The organism is Neoroseomonas terrae (assembly GCF_018129025.1).
Classification (GTDB): domain Bacteria; phylum Pseudomonadota; class Alphaproteobacteria; order Acetobacterales; family Acetobacteraceae; genus Neoroseomonas; species Neoroseomonas terrae.
This window is the reverse complement of record NZ_JAAEDI010000036.1, coordinates 39,976-54,057: the sequence shown is the minus strand read 5'-3', so window position 1 is coordinate 54,057 and position 14,082 is coordinate 39,976. Positions and strand designations below refer to the sequence as shown.

Genomic DNA, 14,082 nt, shown 5'->3' with positions numbered 1-14,082 from the left:
AGCGCGCCCTGCGCCTCGGCGGCGCGGGTGCCGGCGCGGGCGGCGGCGGGTGCGAGCAGCAGCGGCAGGATCAGGGCGGCGGTGAGCGGCAGAGCGAGGATGGCGGCGAGGCCCGGCTGCGCCACGCCCACCGCCAGCGCCGCGGTCAGCGCCACGGCGAGCGAGGCGGCGCCCGGCACGATGACGCGCAGGTAGAGCCCGTCCAGTGCCTCGACATCCGCGACCAGCCGGCCGAGCAGATCGCCCGCGCGACGCAGGCCGAGCCCGGCCGGCAGGCGCTCGGCGAGCCGCGTGAAGAACCAGACCCGCATGCCTGCCAGCGCGCGGAAGGTCGCTTCATGTGTCACCAGCCGCTCGAGGTAGCGGGCGACGGGGCGCACCAGCATCGTCGTGCGCAGCCACACCAGCGCGGCGAGGCCGGCGCCGGCAACCGCCACTGCCCCGGCCGGGTCCGGCGCCACGGCGGCGGCGATCACGCGCGCGGCCAGCACCAGCAACGCGACGCCCGCGAGCGCCGAGACCATCGCAACCGCGACGCCGGCCGCGAGCCACCCGGCATGGCCGCGCCAGAGACCGAGGATCCGCATCACGTCGCGCCGCATCACTCGCCCGCCATCCGGCTGCCGCCGCCGGCCGCACGGCCGGCCTGGAGTTCCAGCATCTGGCCAAAGGCCTTGCGCGCGGCCCGCGCATGCGTCGCCACGATCGCGGTGCGGCCGATGCAGAGGCGGCGGACCGCATCGAGCACCACCGCCTCCGTCCCCGGGTCGAGATGGGCGGTCGGCTCGTCCAGCAGCACCAGCGGCGTGTCGCGCAGGAAGGCGCGGGCCACGGCGACGCGCTGCGCTTGTCCACCCGACAGGCCAAAGCCGCCCTCCCCCACCTGGGTGTCGAGGCCCTGCGGCAGGGCGGCGGCGAACTCCATCACCTGCGCGGCGCGGGCGGCCGCCTCGACGGCGGCGTCGTCGGCCTCGGGCCGGGCGAAGCGGATGTTGTCGCGGATCGAAGCGCGGAAGATGAAGGCGCGTTGCCCGACATAGGAGCAGAGCCGGCGCAGCTCCGCCGGCTTCAGCAGCATGGCGTCCCGGCCGTTGATCGCGACGCGGCCGCCATCGGGCCGGCGGAAGCCCATCAGGATGCGCAGCACCGTGGACTTGCCTGCGCCGGATGCGCCGGTCAGCAGCAGTGTCTCCCCGGCCGTGACGCGGAGGGACAGGCCGTCCAGCGCAGGCGGCCGGTCAGGCGCATAGCGCAGCTTCACGTCCTGGAAGGTGATGGTGACCTTGGGCGGCACGTCCTCAAGCAGCAGCCCTTCGGCCTCCGGTGCGTCGAGGAGTGGTGCGAGGTCGGCCGCGGCGCCGCGGGCGGCGAGCTGTTCGTGATACGCCGCGGAGAAGGCGCGCAGCGGCGCGAAGAAGGCGGGCACCAGCAGCAGCGTGAACAGCGCCGTCACCGGCGCCGGGTGCGTGCCGCGCACCAGCGCGCCGTGCTGATAGGCGAGCGAGGCGAGCACCGCTGCGATGATCAGCTCCATCGCACCAGCCGAGACGAAGGCGACGCGGAGCACGCGCATGGTGCGCCGGCGCAGGTCGTTCGCGGCGACGCCCAGGCGCTCGGCTTCGGCCTGCTGCTGGTTGAACAGCACGAGTACCGGCAGGCCGCGCATGCGGTCGAGGAAACGGCCGGACAGGCGTTGCAGTGCCGCGAATTGCCGGCGGCTCGCCTGCGCGGCGCCGATGCCGGTGATGGCCTGCATGACAGGCACCAGCAGCCCGCCGGCGAACAGGATCAGGCCGCTGAGCGGATCGGCGATCGCCGCCGCCGCCGCGACCATCAGGGGTGCCAGCACCGCCAGCATCGCGGCGGGCAGCCAGCGGGCGAAATAGCCCTCCAGCGCCTCGATGCGTTCGACGACGAGGGCGCTTTTCTCCCCCACCGCTCGGTCATCGGCCGGGCCGGCGGCGAGCAGGCGGGCGAAGGCGGCGGCGCGGAGGCGCGCCTTCGCGTCTTCCCCGGCCGCGAGCTGAGCGCGTTCCTGGGCAATGCCAAGGGCGGCCATGAGAAGGGCGAGCGCGGCCGCAGCGGCGAGTTCCGCCCAGCCGGCATCGGCCCTGCCGAGCAGCGTTGCCAGCAGCCGAGCCAGCAGTATCGCCTGTGCGATGCCACAGGCGGCGATGCCAAGGCCGAGCAGCACGGGGGACATGAGGCGGGCGCGTTCCGACCGCGCCTCCCGCTTCAGCAGGGACGCGGCCGCGGCTTCCGCGCCCGACGAGGAGGACGCCATGGCGCGGGGGTATAGCCGGGAACGTCCCGCACGGGAATTCCGGCACGCGGCTTGCCCGGCATCCCGCCGCCCCTCATCACGGGCGCGCCGCAGAGGACGACACGATGCTGCCCACCCATGACCGCTACGATTATCACGCCTGGCCGCACCGGGCGGCCTATGCCTGGCCGGGCGGGGCGAGGCTCGCGGTCTATCTCGGCGTGAACCTGGAGCATTTCGCGTTCGGGGAGGGGCTCGGCGCGGAGTTGGCGCCGGGCGGGCCGCAGCCGGACGTGCTGAACTTCGCCTGGCGGGACTATGGCAACCGCGTCGGGGCCTGGCGGCTGATCGAGCTGCTGGAGGAGACCGGCTTCCCCGCGACCGTGCTGCTGAACAGCGCGATGTATGCCTATGCGCCCGCGCTGGTGGCCGCGCACCGCGCCCGCGGCGACGAGATCGCCGGCCACGGGCGAACCAATTCCGAACGCCAATCCGTGATGGCCGAGTGCGAGGAACACGCGCTGATCGCGGATTGCACGGCGGTGATGGCCGCCAATGAAGGGGCCGCGCCACGCGGCTGGCTGTCCCCCTGGATTGCCGAGTCGCGCGTTACGCCCGACCTGCTGGCGGAGGCCGGGTATCGCTACTCGCTGAACTGGTGCGCGGATGACGCGCCGGTGTGGAAGCGGACCCGGGCCGGGCGGCTGCTCGCCATTCCCTATCCGCAGGAGGTCAACGACATCCCCTCCATCGTCGCCCGCAAGGACGCCGCTGCGCAGTTCGCCGACATGATCGTCGACGACTTCGAGGAGAGGCTGCACCAGACGCGAGACGGGCTGCCGCAGGTCATGGGCATCGCGCTGCATCCCTATCTGGTGGGCCAGCCCCATCGGCTGCGGCAGTTGCGGCGGGCGCTGTCGCATCTTTCGTCGCGGCGCGACGTTGTCTGGATCACCACCGCGGGCGGCATCCTGGACCACGTCCTTTCCCTGCCGGCGGGCACCGTTCCGGGGAGCTGACATGCGCCGATTGATCCTTGCCCTGCCGCTGCTGTTCGCCGCCTGCGCGCCGGAGCCCGGCCCCGGCACCCCGCGAACGGTCGGCACCGTGGACCTGCAGCGTTACGTCGGCACCTGGTACGAGGTGGCGCGCTTCCCGACATCCTTCCAGGACGGCGCTCGGCTGCGCTGCGAGGCGGTGACGGCGACCTACACCGCCCGCCCCGATGGCCGGATCGGCGTGGTCAACCGCTGCCGCAACGCGTTGGAGAATGGCGAGGAGAAGGTGGCGGAGGGCGTTGCGTACAGCGCCTCGCCAGGGAACGACCGGCTCCGGGTGTCGTTCTTCTGGCCGTTCTACGGGGATTACTGGGTGATCGGGTTGGACCCGGAGTACCGCTGGGCGGTCGTCGGCGCGCCGGGGCGCGACTACCTGTGGGTGCTCTCGCGGACGCCGCAGATGGCGCCCGCGGCATTCGACGCGGCGGTGGCGATCGCGGCGCGGGAAGGGTTCGATACCGGCAGGCTGCAACGCACGGCGCAGCCCGGCGGGTGATAGGACGGGAGGGGCCAAAGCCCCTCCCCCACAGGTTACCGCGGCGTCAGCACCAGTTCGAACTGCCCGCCCGTGTCGCCGAGGATACCGGCACGCACGAACAGCGGCCCCTTGCCCACTTCGGCGACCTCGATCCGCGAGGCGAAGCCGCCGCCGCCGTCGTCGTCTTCCGCCAGCATGCGGCCGTTGGGGTCGAGGATTTCCAGCACCGTATCCGTGCCGTCGCGCAGGTCGCGCGTCATGACCACCTGCTGGCCGGCCGGCAACATGAAGAACGCCGACTGCCCGCGGCGCAGCCGGATCGATACCGCCTGGCCAGGCTGGAGCATCGGTGCGGCGGCAGCCGCCTCGAGCGAGGTCGGGAAGGTCACGGCCTGCGGTGTGTCGGCCTCGACCGCGAGTTCGAAGGTGCCGGCGCTGTCGCCGAGCAGCCGGATTCGCACGAAGATCGGACGCGCCTCGCCGGCGCCGATTTCGAGGCGGGAGGCGAGGCCGCCGCCGCCGTCATCGTCCTCGCTCATCTCCTGGCCCTCGGCGTCGAGCAGCGTCAGCACGGTATCGACGCCGCGGCCGAGGTTGCGTGTGACGACGGCGATGTCGCCTTCCGGCAGGCGGAACAGCGCGGACTGGCCGCGACGCAGGCGCAGCGGCACCGTCTGACCGACGGTGAGCGCGGGCGCGGCCGTCGCCTCCCGCATCGAGCGAGGGAAGGTCGGGGTGGCGGCGGGGGCGTCGGGCTGGATCACGACGTCGAAGGTGCCGCCGCCGCCGCCAAGCGTGCCGATGCGCAGGAACAGCGGCCGGCGCTGCGCGGCCGGGATCTCGAGGCGGGAGGCGAGCTGCTCCTCCCCGCCATCGTCGTCGGAGGCGAGCTCACGGCCATTGGCGTCGACCAGGGTGAGCACGGTGTCGGTGCCCGGCGACAGCCCGCGGGTGACGGCGATCAGGTCCGGCGCATCGGCCGGTAGAGCGACATAGGCTTCCTGCCGGCCGCGCAGCGTCAGGCGCAGCGGCTCGCCGACCGTCAGGCCCGGGCGGCCGGCAGCCTCGGCGAGGGTACGCGGCGGCGCATCCGCGGCACGCGCCGGGGCGGCTTCGAGCATCACCTCGAAGCGGCCGGCGCCACCATCCAGCAGGCTCGCGCGCAGGATCAGCGGGCCGCGCTGGGTGGCGCTGATGTCGATGCGGGAGGCGAGCATTTCGTCGCCGCCATCGTCATCCTCCTCGAGCAGGCGTCCGTGCGAATCGTAGAGGGCCAGCACCGTGTCGGTGTCGCGCGCCAGGCGACGCGTCAGGGCGGCGATGTCGCCGACATTCTCCGGCAGGCGGAAGAAGGCGGCCTGGCCGCGATTGAGCCGGACCGCCACGGGCACGCCCAGGGCGAGCGGCGGCAGCGACAGAGCGTCGGCCAGCTCGCGCGCCGGTTCCGGGGGAGGCGCCGGCTGCGCGGCGCCTGGCAGAGGGAGGACGACGGCAAGAGCCAGAAGCCCCGCCGCTGCCATCGTGGTGGTGCGCACGGCGCGGCGGGCGGTCGGCCGAAGCATCGCGTTATCCCCTGTTCGGTGCGGGGACAGCGCTACCGCCTGCGGGGCGCGGGGGTCAACCTCGGGAGGCCAACGCTTCCGAAGGGCTTCACACTAACCCAGTTCGAAGCTGGTGATGCCGTAGATGGCGTCCAGCGGCAGGGATGGCGGCGCGCCCGCGTACATCCGGGCGGTCTCGAAGGCCGGCGCCATCCCGGCGTCCCGCGCCATGGCCAGGGCGTCGGCGTTGGGTTCCGGCAGGTCCAGGAAGACCGGGCCGGGCGGCGCGGCCGCGAGCATGTCGGCGAACAGCGCGCGGGCGGTGACGGGGTCCTGGGCGAAGAGCGGGCCGATCTTGGATCCTTCCCGGCAGGGCCGCAGCACGGCAAGGCCGCGCAGGCCGCCCAGGCCCGCCACGGCGCGGGCGACGTGGCCGGGCGCGCCGATCCAGGCGCGCAGGAAGGCGTCGCGCGGCGCGGGGAAGAAGCGCCGGTCGAAGGCCGCTATGGCGTCAAAGGGCTGGGTGCGGGCGTCGAGGACCGGTGGCGCATCGGGCTGGTGCGGCACGCGGGGCGCGGCGGCGGCAAAGCGGATGTTGCGATGCTGTAGGCCGAAGCCCGACCGGCGGTAATTCGCCTGCTGCGCCACCACGCCGTCGAGCCCGACCACCCCCGGCCGCAGCCGCGCCATAGCTGCCCGCCACAGCGCGATGCCATGGCCCCGCCCGCGATGCGCCGGGCGGACGATGTAGAAGCCGAGGAAGCCGAAGCCCTCGCCATAGCGCACCGCGGAGACGCAGCCGATCGGCTCGCCATCGAGTTCAGCGAGCAGGAACCCGTCCGGGTCGGCGGCGAGGAAGCATGCGGCGTCGGAGAGGCCGGGATTCCAGCCCTCCGCCGCCGCCCAGTCGAGGGCGAGCGACAGGTCTTCCGGCCGCATGGTGCGGATGGTGGCGGTGCTCACCGCGTCAGGCTACGCGGCGGCCGCGCCGCGCGCCATGCCGGCCTGTCAGGGGTGGGTTCGCCGCGCTACAGACCGGGACATGGATGACGAAGCTCCCTCCCCCGCGGCGATCGAGGCCATCATGCATCGCGGCGTGCCGCTCGCCGCTGCCTGGGGGATCGAGGTGATCTCGGCCGCCGGTGGCCTCGCCACCTGCCGGCTGCCTTGGCGGGAGGAGCTGCTGCGGCCGGGCGGCACCGTCTCAGGGCCTGCGCTGATGGGGCTGGCAGATGTCGCGATGTGGGCGGCGTTGTTCGGCGTGACCTGCGGGCGGGATGAGAGCCTGACCACCAGCCTGACGATCCACTTCATGCGCCGCCTCGCGCCCGGCCCGGTTATCGCCGAAGCGCGACTGCTCAAGCGCGGCCGCATCATCGTCGGCGAGGTGCTGATCCGCTCGGAGGCATCGGAGGAGGTCGCCGCGCATGTGACGACCTCCTGGGCTGCGGTCAGCGCGGCGCCGCGCCCCAGCCGATGAAGGGGCCGTTTCGCCAGCCGGGCTTGCCGTAGCGGAAGGGCGTGCCGTCGGGGCACAGCACCCGTCCGCCGGCGGCTTCCAGCACCGCCTGGCCTGCGGCGGTGTCCCATTCCATGGTCGGACCGAAGCGTGGATAGATGTCGGCCTCGCCTTCCGCAACGAGGCAGAACTTCAGCGAGGAGCCGACCGAGCGCAGGCCGGACACCGCCTGGGCGGCGAGGAACGCCTCGGTGTCCGCATCGCGATGCGACCGGCTGGCCACGCAGACAACGCCGTCGCCGGCCGGATGGCGACAGCCGATGGTCCGCCATGCGGCCTCCCCGGCGGCACGCATCCGTGCGCCGGCGCCAGCCGCACCGATCCACATCCTGTCGAGCGCGGGCGCCAGCACCACCCCGGCGACCGGGCAGCCTGCCTCGATCAGCGCGATGTTCACCGTGAACTCACCATTACGCGAGATGAATTCGCGCGTGCCATCCAGCGGATCGACCAGGATGAATGCCTCATGCGGATCGGGCGTGCGGTGCGCCGCATCTTCCTCCGACACGACGGGAATGCCGGGACAGTCGCGCGCCAGGCCTTCGAGAATCGTGGCGTGAGCAACGAGATCAGCCTCGGTCACCGGGCTGCCATCGATCTTCGCCGTTGCCTCCGCCGTGCCATACACCGCCATGACCCGCGCGCCGGCCGCGTCGGCGATGACGGCGAAACGCTCGGCGAGCTGAAGGCGAGCGTCGGGGTCCATGGGCACGTGGCGCGTCTCCTGGCGGGGAAAGGCCGGAAACTTGCGCGGAAGAATGCGCCATGGGAAGAGGCAACGCTGCGCCGCACAAGGATTTCGCTGCGCCGCCACCATGTCGAGGGACCCGTGCCGAGCACTTCCACGAAAGCGCCCCTGACGCCGCATCTGGCGCGGCTCGAAGCCGAATCGATCGGTATCATCCGCGAGGTCGCCGCTGCGTTTCGCAAGCCCGTGATGCTCTACAGCATCGGCAAGGATTCCGGCGTGATGCTGCATCTCGCGCTGAAGGCGTTCGCGCCCGGCAAGCCGCCCTTCCCGCTGATGCATGTCGATACGCTGTGGAAGTTCCGCGAGATGATCGCCTTCCGCGACATGATGGCGAAGCAGGTCGGCATGGAGCTGCTGGTCCATACGAACCCCGATGGCGTCGCGCGCGGCATCGGCCCGATCGCCTCGGGCTCCGCACTGCACACGCAGGTGATGAAGACGGACGCGCTGAAGCAGGCGCTCGACAAATTCGGCTTCGATGCCGCCTTCGGCGGCGCGCGGCGGGATGAGGAGAAGTCGCGCGCCAAGGAACGCATCTTCTCCTTCCGCGGCCCCGGCCATTCCTGGGACCCGCGCGCGCAGCGCCCCGAGCTGTGGTCGCTGTTCAACACGCGCATCCGCGACGGCGAGAGCATCCGCGTCTTCCCGCTGTCCAACTGGACCGAATACGACGTGTGGGACTACGTGCTCGCCGAGGACATCCCGGTCGTGCCGCTGTATTTCGCGAAGCAGCGGCCGGTGGTGAAGCGGTCCGGCACCTGGATCATGGTGGATGATGACCGCCTGCCGCTGAACGCGGGCGAGACGCCCGAGATGCGCATGGTCCGCTTCCGCACCCTCGGCTGCTACCCGCTGTCCGGCGCCGTCGAGAGCGAGGCGGCGACGCTGCCCGACATCATCGCCGAGATGCGCGCGGCCAGGACCAGCGAGCGGCAGGGGCGCCTGATCGACACCGACGAGGACGCGTCGATGGAGAAGAAGAAGCGCGAGGGGTATTTCTGAGATGACCCATCACCGCGCGCCGGAGAACCGCGAGCTTCTGCGTTTCCTCACCTGCGGGTCCGTCGATGACGGCAAGTCCACGCTGATCGGTCGCCTGCTCTACGACAGCCAGCTCATCTTCGAGGACACGCTGGCGGCGATCACCAAGGACAGCCGCAAGCACGGCACGACCGGCGACGACATCGACCTGGCGCTGCTGGTGGATGGGCTGGAGGCGGAACGCCAGCAGGGCATCACCATCGACGTCGCCTATCGCTTCTTCCAGACGCCGAAGCGCGCCTTCATCGTCGCCGACACGCCGGGCCATGAGCAGTACACGCGCAACATGGCGACGGGCGCGTCGGGCGCCTCGCTCGCCGTCATCCTGATCGATGCGCGCAAGGGCGTGTTGACGCAGACGCGCCGGCATTCCTACATCTGCTCGCTGCTCGGCATCCGCGACATCGTCGTGGCGGTGAACAAGATCGACCTCGTGAACTTCAGCGAGGACACCTTCGACCGCATCGTCGGCGACTACGTCACCTTCGCCTCCGAGCTCGGCTTCCGTTCCGTCATGCCGATCCCGATGAGCGCGCGGTATGGCGACAACGTCACGTCGAAATCGGGCAACACGCCCTGGTATCATGGGCCGACGCTGGTCGAGCATCTCGAAGGCGTCGACGTCTCGCAGGATCTCGGCGCGAAGCCCTTCCGCTTCCCCGTCCAGTGGGTGAACCGGCCGAACCTCGACTTCCGCGGTTTCGCCGGCACCATCGCCTCGGGGCGGATCGCGGCGGGGGACCAAGTGATCGTCGCGGCCTCCGGCAAGGCGTCGCGTATTGCGCGCATCGTCACCGCCGATGGCGACCTGCCGGTCGCGGAGGCCGGCCAGGCCGTGACGCTGACGCTGGAGGACGAGGTGGACGTCGCCCGCGGCGACATCATCGTCCGCCCCGCCGAACGCCCCGCGGTCGCCGACCAGTTCGCCGGTCACCTGCTGTGGATGGATGAGGAGGCGATGCTGCCGGGCCGCTCCTACCTCATGCGCATCGGCAATGTCTGGACGCCGTGCTCCGTCACCTCGATCCGGCACCGCGTGGATGTAAACACGCTCGAGGAGCATGCGGCACGGCGCCTGTCGCTGAACGAGATCGGCTTCTGCAACTTCTCCGCCGGCCAGCCGATCCCGATCGACCCCTATGCCGAGAACCGCACGACCGGCGCCTTCATCCTGGTGGACCGCTTCACCAACCGCACCGCCGGCGCCGGCATGGTCGCCTTCCCGCTGCGCCGGGCGTCGAACATCCACCACGAGCACTTCACCGTGGACAAGGCGGCGCGCGCCGCCCTGGTCGGCAACAAGCCGATGGTGCTGTGGTTCACCGGCCTGTCGGGTTCGGGCAAATCCACCATCGCGAACATCGTCGAGCTGGCGCTGCATCGCGCCGGGCGGCAGACCTACAGCCTGGATGGTGACAATGTCCGCCACGGGCTGTGCCGCGACCTCGGCTTCACCGCCGAGGACCGCGTCGAGAACATCCGCCGCGTGGGCGAGGTCGCGAAGCTGTTCGTCGATGCCGGGATGATCGTGCTGTGCTCCTTCATCTCGCCCTTCCGTGCGGAACGGCAGATGGTGCGGGGGCTACTGGCCGAAGGCGAGTTCGTCGAGGTGTTCGTCGACACGCCGATCGAGGCCTGCATCCAGCGCGACCCCAAGGGGCTGTATGCGAAGGCGCAAGCCGGGCAGATCAAGAACTTCACCGGCATCGACAGCCCGTATGAAGCGCCGGAAGACCCGGAGTTGCTGGTGCGAACGCCGGGGCGGACGCCGGAGGATTGCGCGGCGGAGGTGCTGGCACAGTTGCGGGCGCGGGGGATCGGCTGCTGAGGTGATGTTGGAGAGGGGCGTCGCCCCTCTCCAAGCCTCTCCCCACCAGGATGCTGGGCATCCTGGACCGCAGCTACCTGGTACCGGGCAGTTGTGTCGTGCAATCCCCCCTAGCGCGCTTCGAGCACGGGAGCGGGTCGAGGCATCGTTCTGCCCTCGGTGCCGGTCGCCAAGTCGAGGTTTGCAAAGGCCCTTCGGCCTTTGCTGGGGAGGCTTGGAGGGGCAACGCCCCTCCAATTCAACAGCGCCGCGTCACGCCGCCCTCGGCCACGCGAACGCCGCCCTCGGGTCCCCCGCAAACGGGTCCGGCCCATCCGCGATCAGCGCCGCCAACCTGGCTTCGGAACCCCGCGCCAGCTGCGCCAGGCTGCGCCGCCATGCCGCCAGCAGCGCCGCGTCCGGCGCCGCGCGCGCCATCGCCTCGTCGAGCCACGCGGCATAGGCATCCGGCAAGGCGGTGAGCAGGCGGGCAAGCAGCAGCGTGTCGCGCGGCGATAGCCCATCGGGAAGCGTGACATCGCCCGCCGCCGACATCGCTGCGCGCAAGGCGGGCAGGCCCGGCGAGGCGATGGCGAGTTCCAGCGCTTCCGCCTCCGCCCGCAGCGCGCAGGCGAGGTGCGCCTGCGGGGTCGGGCCGAGCCGCGCAGCCTCGAGCCGCATGTCGAGCAGGCGCGCCGTGCCATCGGCCAGAAAGGCAAGCCGCGCCCGCCCGGGGGTGACCGGCAGGCGTTCCTCCAGGAAACGCCGCCCGGCGATCAGCGCCAGCGCCCCGCCCGCCGACGCGGCGCCTTCCTGCCTGGGTTCGAGCACGAGCGACGACAGCCGGAAGCCGACCGCTCGCATGCCCTGCCCGGGTGCGGGCAACTGGCGCAGGGCGGCGGCGTGGAACCAGAACTCGGCCTGCCGCTCCCCGGCCATGGCTGCGGCGTCCCAGCCGAAGTCGAGCACCGCCATGGCGCCGAGCCGCCGCGGCGTGGCCACCAGGCGATGGCCGTTCAGGAAGATCGCGACCTCCGGGATCGGCTCGGGATCGACCAGTGCGATGTGGGCCTCGCCGCGGCCGGCGCCCTCTGGAAGCGGCACGCGAAGGATGGAGAAGCGCCCCGGTCCGCTCCAGCGGAAGCCGGTGGCGTCGCGCATGCTCGGCGGATGCCACCCGCTGCCTTCGATCCCGAACAGCATGTCGTGCACGTAGCGCCGGCGCCAGGTCACCGCGTTCCTCTCATTCCATCGTCCAGGCGTTGCGTTCGGCGAGGCGCACGACCTCGATGCCGAAGCGCGTGCCGGCCGTCTCGGCGAGCTGGTCGAGGGGATAGCTTTCCTCCGGTGCCGCCGCCACCGCGGCCAGGAGATCGACGACAGCCTCCGCGACACTGCCCATGCCGAGGCGCGACAGGGCGGCACGGCGGGGCACGACATGCGCCATCATGCCGCGCAGCGCGCCGAGCCATGCGGGTCGCTGCCAAGCGGCGCTATGGCTGAGGTGGCGGATGGCGGCGCATTGCACCACCTCGACCGGGATCCCCTGCATCAGGGCATCGAGCAGGATCCAATAATCCCACCACGGAACGCCGAGTGCGAAGCCACGCATGTCGATGGCGGCGGCGAGGTGGCGCGGCATCAGCACCAGGTCGTAGCCGTAGCGATAGAACGGGCCTTCCGCCTGGCTCGGATGGTCGATCTCCATCCGGTTGCAGGCAAGGATGCGGTCGCGGGCGCGTTCGACGAGCGCGGCGCGCTGCGCAGCGCTGAGGTCGAGCCGGATATCGGCGTTGACGATGCCCACGACCGGCGCGCCGGTCGCGAGCGCCTGCGCCAGCGCGTCGGACACCCAGGTGCCGGGGCGGCCGAAGGCCTCGGCCACGCCGGGCTCGGCGGGGATGGGTTCGATGCCTGCGGGAAGATCGAGGGTGGCAATCTCGGCGGCGGGATTGACCGTCAGAACGCGCCAGCCGGGCGCTGTCCAGGAGGCGGCGCAGGCGGCCCGCCAGCCGGGGCCGGCATCCTCGCCGCCGGGACCGGGACGTCGCATGACAGGCGGGATGGAGGTGGCGAGGGCGAGGTCCGTCACGCGGTCTTCCGGCCGGTGAACAGCACTGCGGCCAGCATGCCGCCGGCGGCAAGGGTCGCGCCGGACACCTGCAGCAGCGAGATCGGCTCGTTCAGCAGAAGGCCGGCAAGCAGCAGGGCGGTCACGGGCACCATGATGGACAGGGTGGCCGCACGCGTCGGGCCGAGCAACTCCACGGCCCGCGCATAAAGGAACATCGCGAGCGTGCCGAGGGCGATGCCCTGCGCCGCGAGTTGCACGAGCAGCGGACCGGTAGGGATCGCGGCCATCTCCGCTGCGCGCCAGGGCAGCCAGACCGGCAGCACGACGCTGGCGGAGATAATGGTGACGGCGGCGGTCGCCGGGATGGCGGGCACCTGCCAGCGGCGCAGCAGCACGGTGAAGACCGACCACGTCGCACCCGCGAGCAGCAGCAGGATGTCGCCGCGCCACGCGCCCGGATGGTCCCCGGCCACGCCGTCCCATCCGATCATCAGCACGCCCATGCCCATCACGGCCAGCGCGACGGCGCGGCCGCGGGACGGCCATTCGCCGATCAGCGGAATGGCGAGCAGGGCGCCGGCGATCGGCGTGACCATCGGCGCTATCGTCCCGCCGTGGGAGGCCGGTGCGTAAAGCAGCGCGCAGACGAACAGCAGCAGGTTCGGCGCCCCGCCGAAGAAGGCGAGCACCAGCAGCCGCCGCCAGCCGATGCGTGCCAGCGTCGCGCGCGCCCGCCAGGCGAACGGCGCCAGCAGCAGCGCGCCCGGGGCGTATCGGAAGGCGGCGAGGTCGAGCGGATGGAATCCCTGCCCGGCCAGCGCCGGACGCGCGACGACCGCATGCCCGCCCCAGATGATGGAACACGCGATACCGAGGGTGAGGCCGAGCAGAATGCCGGGATTCATCGCCCCGGAGACTGCCCTGCCCCGCCGCCGCTGGATACGCTGCGGCGGCGCGGATCAGTCATGCCGCGTGCTGCTCAGGTGGCGAACAGCCGGTTCAGGTCGGAGCAGAAGCGACCATAGGGCAGGCCGTAGGCGTGGATGGAGATGGCCGTCTCGGTACCGAGATTGGCGAGGCGGTGGATGGCGTCCGCACGGGCCGAACCGTGGCTGGTATCGCCCGGCCGGCGCAGAACGGTGCCGGAGAGGACGGGCGCGGCACCCGGCTCGGCCGGCGGGTCGTAGAAGGCCTCCGTCAGCACGCCGCGATGGACGCCGACGGCGCACCAGGCATTGTGGGCATGGACGGGCGACATCTGGCCCGGTCGCCAGACCAGCGCGGCCACGGCCCAGCCGTCCTCCGGATCCTCATGCAGCAGGTGGCGAATGTAGGTCTCGGCTCGGCAGGGGCAGTGGTGGCCGGCCAGGAGCGTCGGGTCGCCGGCATAGAGGCCGAGAACCACGGCAACGGCGGCGGCCGGGTCGGCGGGTGCTTCGCGCAGGGCCTCTGCGATGGAGCCGGCCATGGCATCGACGGTGCGGTGGGCGGCGATGATGTTCATCGGCAGGACCTAGAGAGATGATTGATGCTGCCGAAAGATAGAATGC

Annotated in this window: 13 protein-coding genes and 1 pseudogene; 5 read left to right on the top strand and 9 right to left on the bottom strand. The window is 71.7% G+C overall.

Annotated elements, in window-relative coordinates:
• Window positions 1–605 (bottom strand): annotated as a pseudogene (locus tag GXW78_RS25015) (thiol reductant ABC exporter subunit CydC); the annotation flags it as partial.
• The gene (gene cydD, locus GXW78_RS25010; protein ID WP_211871638.1) at window positions 602–2,284 is read right to left on the bottom strand and encodes a thiol reductant ABC exporter subunit CydD; all 1,683 of its coding nucleotides are present in this window, start codon (window positions 2,282–2,284) and stop codon (window positions 602–604) included. The gene cydD and the pseudogene GXW78_RS25015, both read right to left, overlap by 4 nt.
• Window positions 2,285–2,388: 104 nt before the next feature.
• On the opposite strand from cydD, the gene GXW78_RS25005 reads away from it, so the two are divergent.
• Both GXW78_RS25005 and GXW78_RS25000 read left to right on the top strand, forming a co-directional pair.
• A complete protein-coding gene (locus GXW78_RS25005) occupies window positions 2,389–3,282 on the top strand; it encodes a polysaccharide deacetylase family protein (RefSeq protein ID WP_211871637.1) in 894 nt (297 codons plus the stop codon).
• Window position 3,283: 1 nt separating this feature from the next.
• Window positions 3,284–3,817: a lipocalin family protein gene (locus tag GXW78_RS25000; protein WP_211871636.1), complete on the top strand. Its 534-nt coding sequence runs from the start codon at window positions 3,284–3,286 to the stop codon at window positions 3,815–3,817.
• Window positions 3,818–3,852: 35 nt separating this feature from the next.
• On the opposite strand, the gene GXW78_RS24995 is transcribed toward GXW78_RS25000, so the two are convergent.
• Window positions 3,853–5,361, bottom strand: a complete 1,509-nt coding sequence (locus GXW78_RS24995; protein WP_211871635.1) for a hypothetical protein — start codon at window positions 5,359–5,361, stop codon at window positions 3,853–3,855.
• 93 nt (window positions 5,362–5,454) lie between these two features.
• The gene (locus GXW78_RS24990) at window positions 5,455–6,303 is read right to left on the bottom strand and encodes a GNAT family N-acetyltransferase (RefSeq protein ID WP_338147843.1); all 849 of its coding nucleotides are present in this window, start codon (window positions 6,301–6,303) and stop codon (window positions 5,455–5,457) included.
• A 79-nt stretch (window positions 6,304–6,382) separates the two neighbouring features.
• Between GXW78_RS24990 and GXW78_RS24985 the strand changes: the two genes are divergently transcribed.
• A complete protein-coding gene (locus GXW78_RS24985; protein ID WP_211871634.1) occupies window positions 6,383–6,820 on the top strand; it encodes a PaaI family thioesterase in 438 nt (145 codons plus the stop codon).
• Here the strand turns inward: GXW78_RS24985 and cysQ are convergent.
• Window positions 6,792–7,565: a 3'(2'),5'-bisphosphate nucleotidase CysQ gene (gene cysQ / locus GXW78_RS24980; RefSeq protein ID WP_211871633.1), complete on the bottom strand. Its 774-nt coding sequence runs from the start codon at window positions 7,563–7,565 to the stop codon at window positions 6,792–6,794. The genes GXW78_RS24985 and cysQ overlap by 29 nt on opposite strands.
• 123 nt (window positions 7,566–7,688) lie before the next feature.
• Between cysQ and cysD the strand changes: the two genes are divergently transcribed.
• Together cysD and cysN are read left to right on the top strand one after the other, a co-directional pair.
• The gene (cysD, locus tag GXW78_RS24975) at window positions 7,689–8,612 is read left to right on the top strand and encodes a sulfate adenylyltransferase subunit CysD (RefSeq protein ID WP_338147842.1); all 924 of its coding nucleotides are present in this window, start codon (window positions 7,689–7,691) and stop codon (window positions 8,610–8,612) included.
• A gap of 1 nt (window position 8,613) precedes the next feature.
• On the top strand, window positions 8,614–10,479 hold the full coding sequence (gene cysN / locus GXW78_RS24970; RefSeq protein ID WP_211871632.1) for a sulfate adenylyltransferase subunit CysN: 1,866 nt from the start codon (window positions 8,614–8,616) through the stop codon (window positions 10,477–10,479).
• Window positions 10,480–10,731: 252 nt separating this feature from the next.
• Here cysN and GXW78_RS24965 read toward each other — a convergent pair whose 3' ends face one another.
• From GXW78_RS24965 to GXW78_RS24950, 4 genes are all read right to left on the bottom strand, one after another.
• On the bottom strand, window positions 10,732–11,691 hold the full coding sequence (locus tag GXW78_RS24965) for a hypothetical protein (RefSeq protein WP_211871631.1): 960 nt from the start codon (window positions 11,689–11,691) through the stop codon (window positions 10,732–10,734).
• Between the two features lie 10 nt (window positions 11,692–11,701).
• Window positions 11,702–12,550 carry a hypothetical protein gene (locus GXW78_RS24960; RefSeq protein WP_211871630.1) on the bottom strand — a complete coding sequence of 283 codons (849 nt, stop codon included), beginning with the start codon at window positions 12,548–12,550 and terminating at the stop codon, window positions 11,702–11,704.
• The gene (locus GXW78_RS24955) at window positions 12,547–13,437 is read right to left on the bottom strand and encodes a DMT family transporter (protein ID WP_211871629.1); all 891 of its coding nucleotides are present in this window, start codon (window positions 13,435–13,437) and stop codon (window positions 12,547–12,549) included. Before GXW78_RS24955 ends, GXW78_RS24960 begins: the two co-directional genes overlap by 4 nt.
• Before the next feature lie 74 nt (window positions 13,438–13,511).
• On the bottom strand, window positions 13,512–14,036 hold the full coding sequence (locus tag GXW78_RS24950) for a cysteine dioxygenase family protein (RefSeq protein WP_211871628.1): 525 nt from the start codon (window positions 14,034–14,036) through the stop codon (window positions 13,512–13,514).
• Window positions 14,037–14,082: the final 46 nt, after the last annotated feature.

What these genes read in the sequence shown, in the direction of transcription:
- cydD (WP_211871638.1), bottom strand. Translation starts at nt 2,284, where the DNA reads ATGGCGTCCTCCTCGTCGGGCGCGGAAGCCGCGGCCGCGTCCCTGCTG.
- GXW78_RS25005 (WP_211871637.1), top strand. Translation starts at nt 2,389, where the DNA reads ATGCTGCCCACCCATGACCGCTACGATTATCACGCCTGGCCGCACCGG.
- GXW78_RS25000 (WP_211871636.1), top strand. Translation starts at nt 3,284, where the DNA reads ATGCGCCGATTGATCCTTGCCCTGCCGCTGCTGTTCGCCGCCTGCGCG.
- GXW78_RS24995 (WP_211871635.1), bottom strand. Translation starts at nt 5,361, where the DNA reads ATGCTTCGGCCGACCGCCCGCCGCGCCGTGCGCACCACCACGATGGCA.
- GXW78_RS24985 (WP_211871634.1), top strand. Translation starts at nt 6,383, where the DNA reads ATGGATGACGAAGCTCCCTCCCCCGCGGCGATCGAGGCCATCATGCAT.
- cysQ (WP_211871633.1), bottom strand. Translation starts at nt 7,565, where the DNA reads ATGGACCCCGACGCTCGCCTTCAGCTCGCCGAGCGTTTCGCCGTCATC.
- cysN (WP_211871632.1), top strand. Translation starts at nt 8,614, where the DNA reads ATGACCCATCACCGCGCGCCGGAGAACCGCGAGCTTCTGCGTTTCCTC.
- GXW78_RS24955 (WP_211871629.1), bottom strand. Translation starts at nt 13,437, where the DNA reads ATGAATCCCGGCATTCTGCTCGGCCTCACCCTCGGTATCGCGTGTTCC.
- GXW78_RS24950 (WP_211871628.1), bottom strand. Translation starts at nt 14,036, where the DNA reads ATGAACATCATCGCCGCCCACCGCACCGTCGATGCCATGGCCGGCTCC.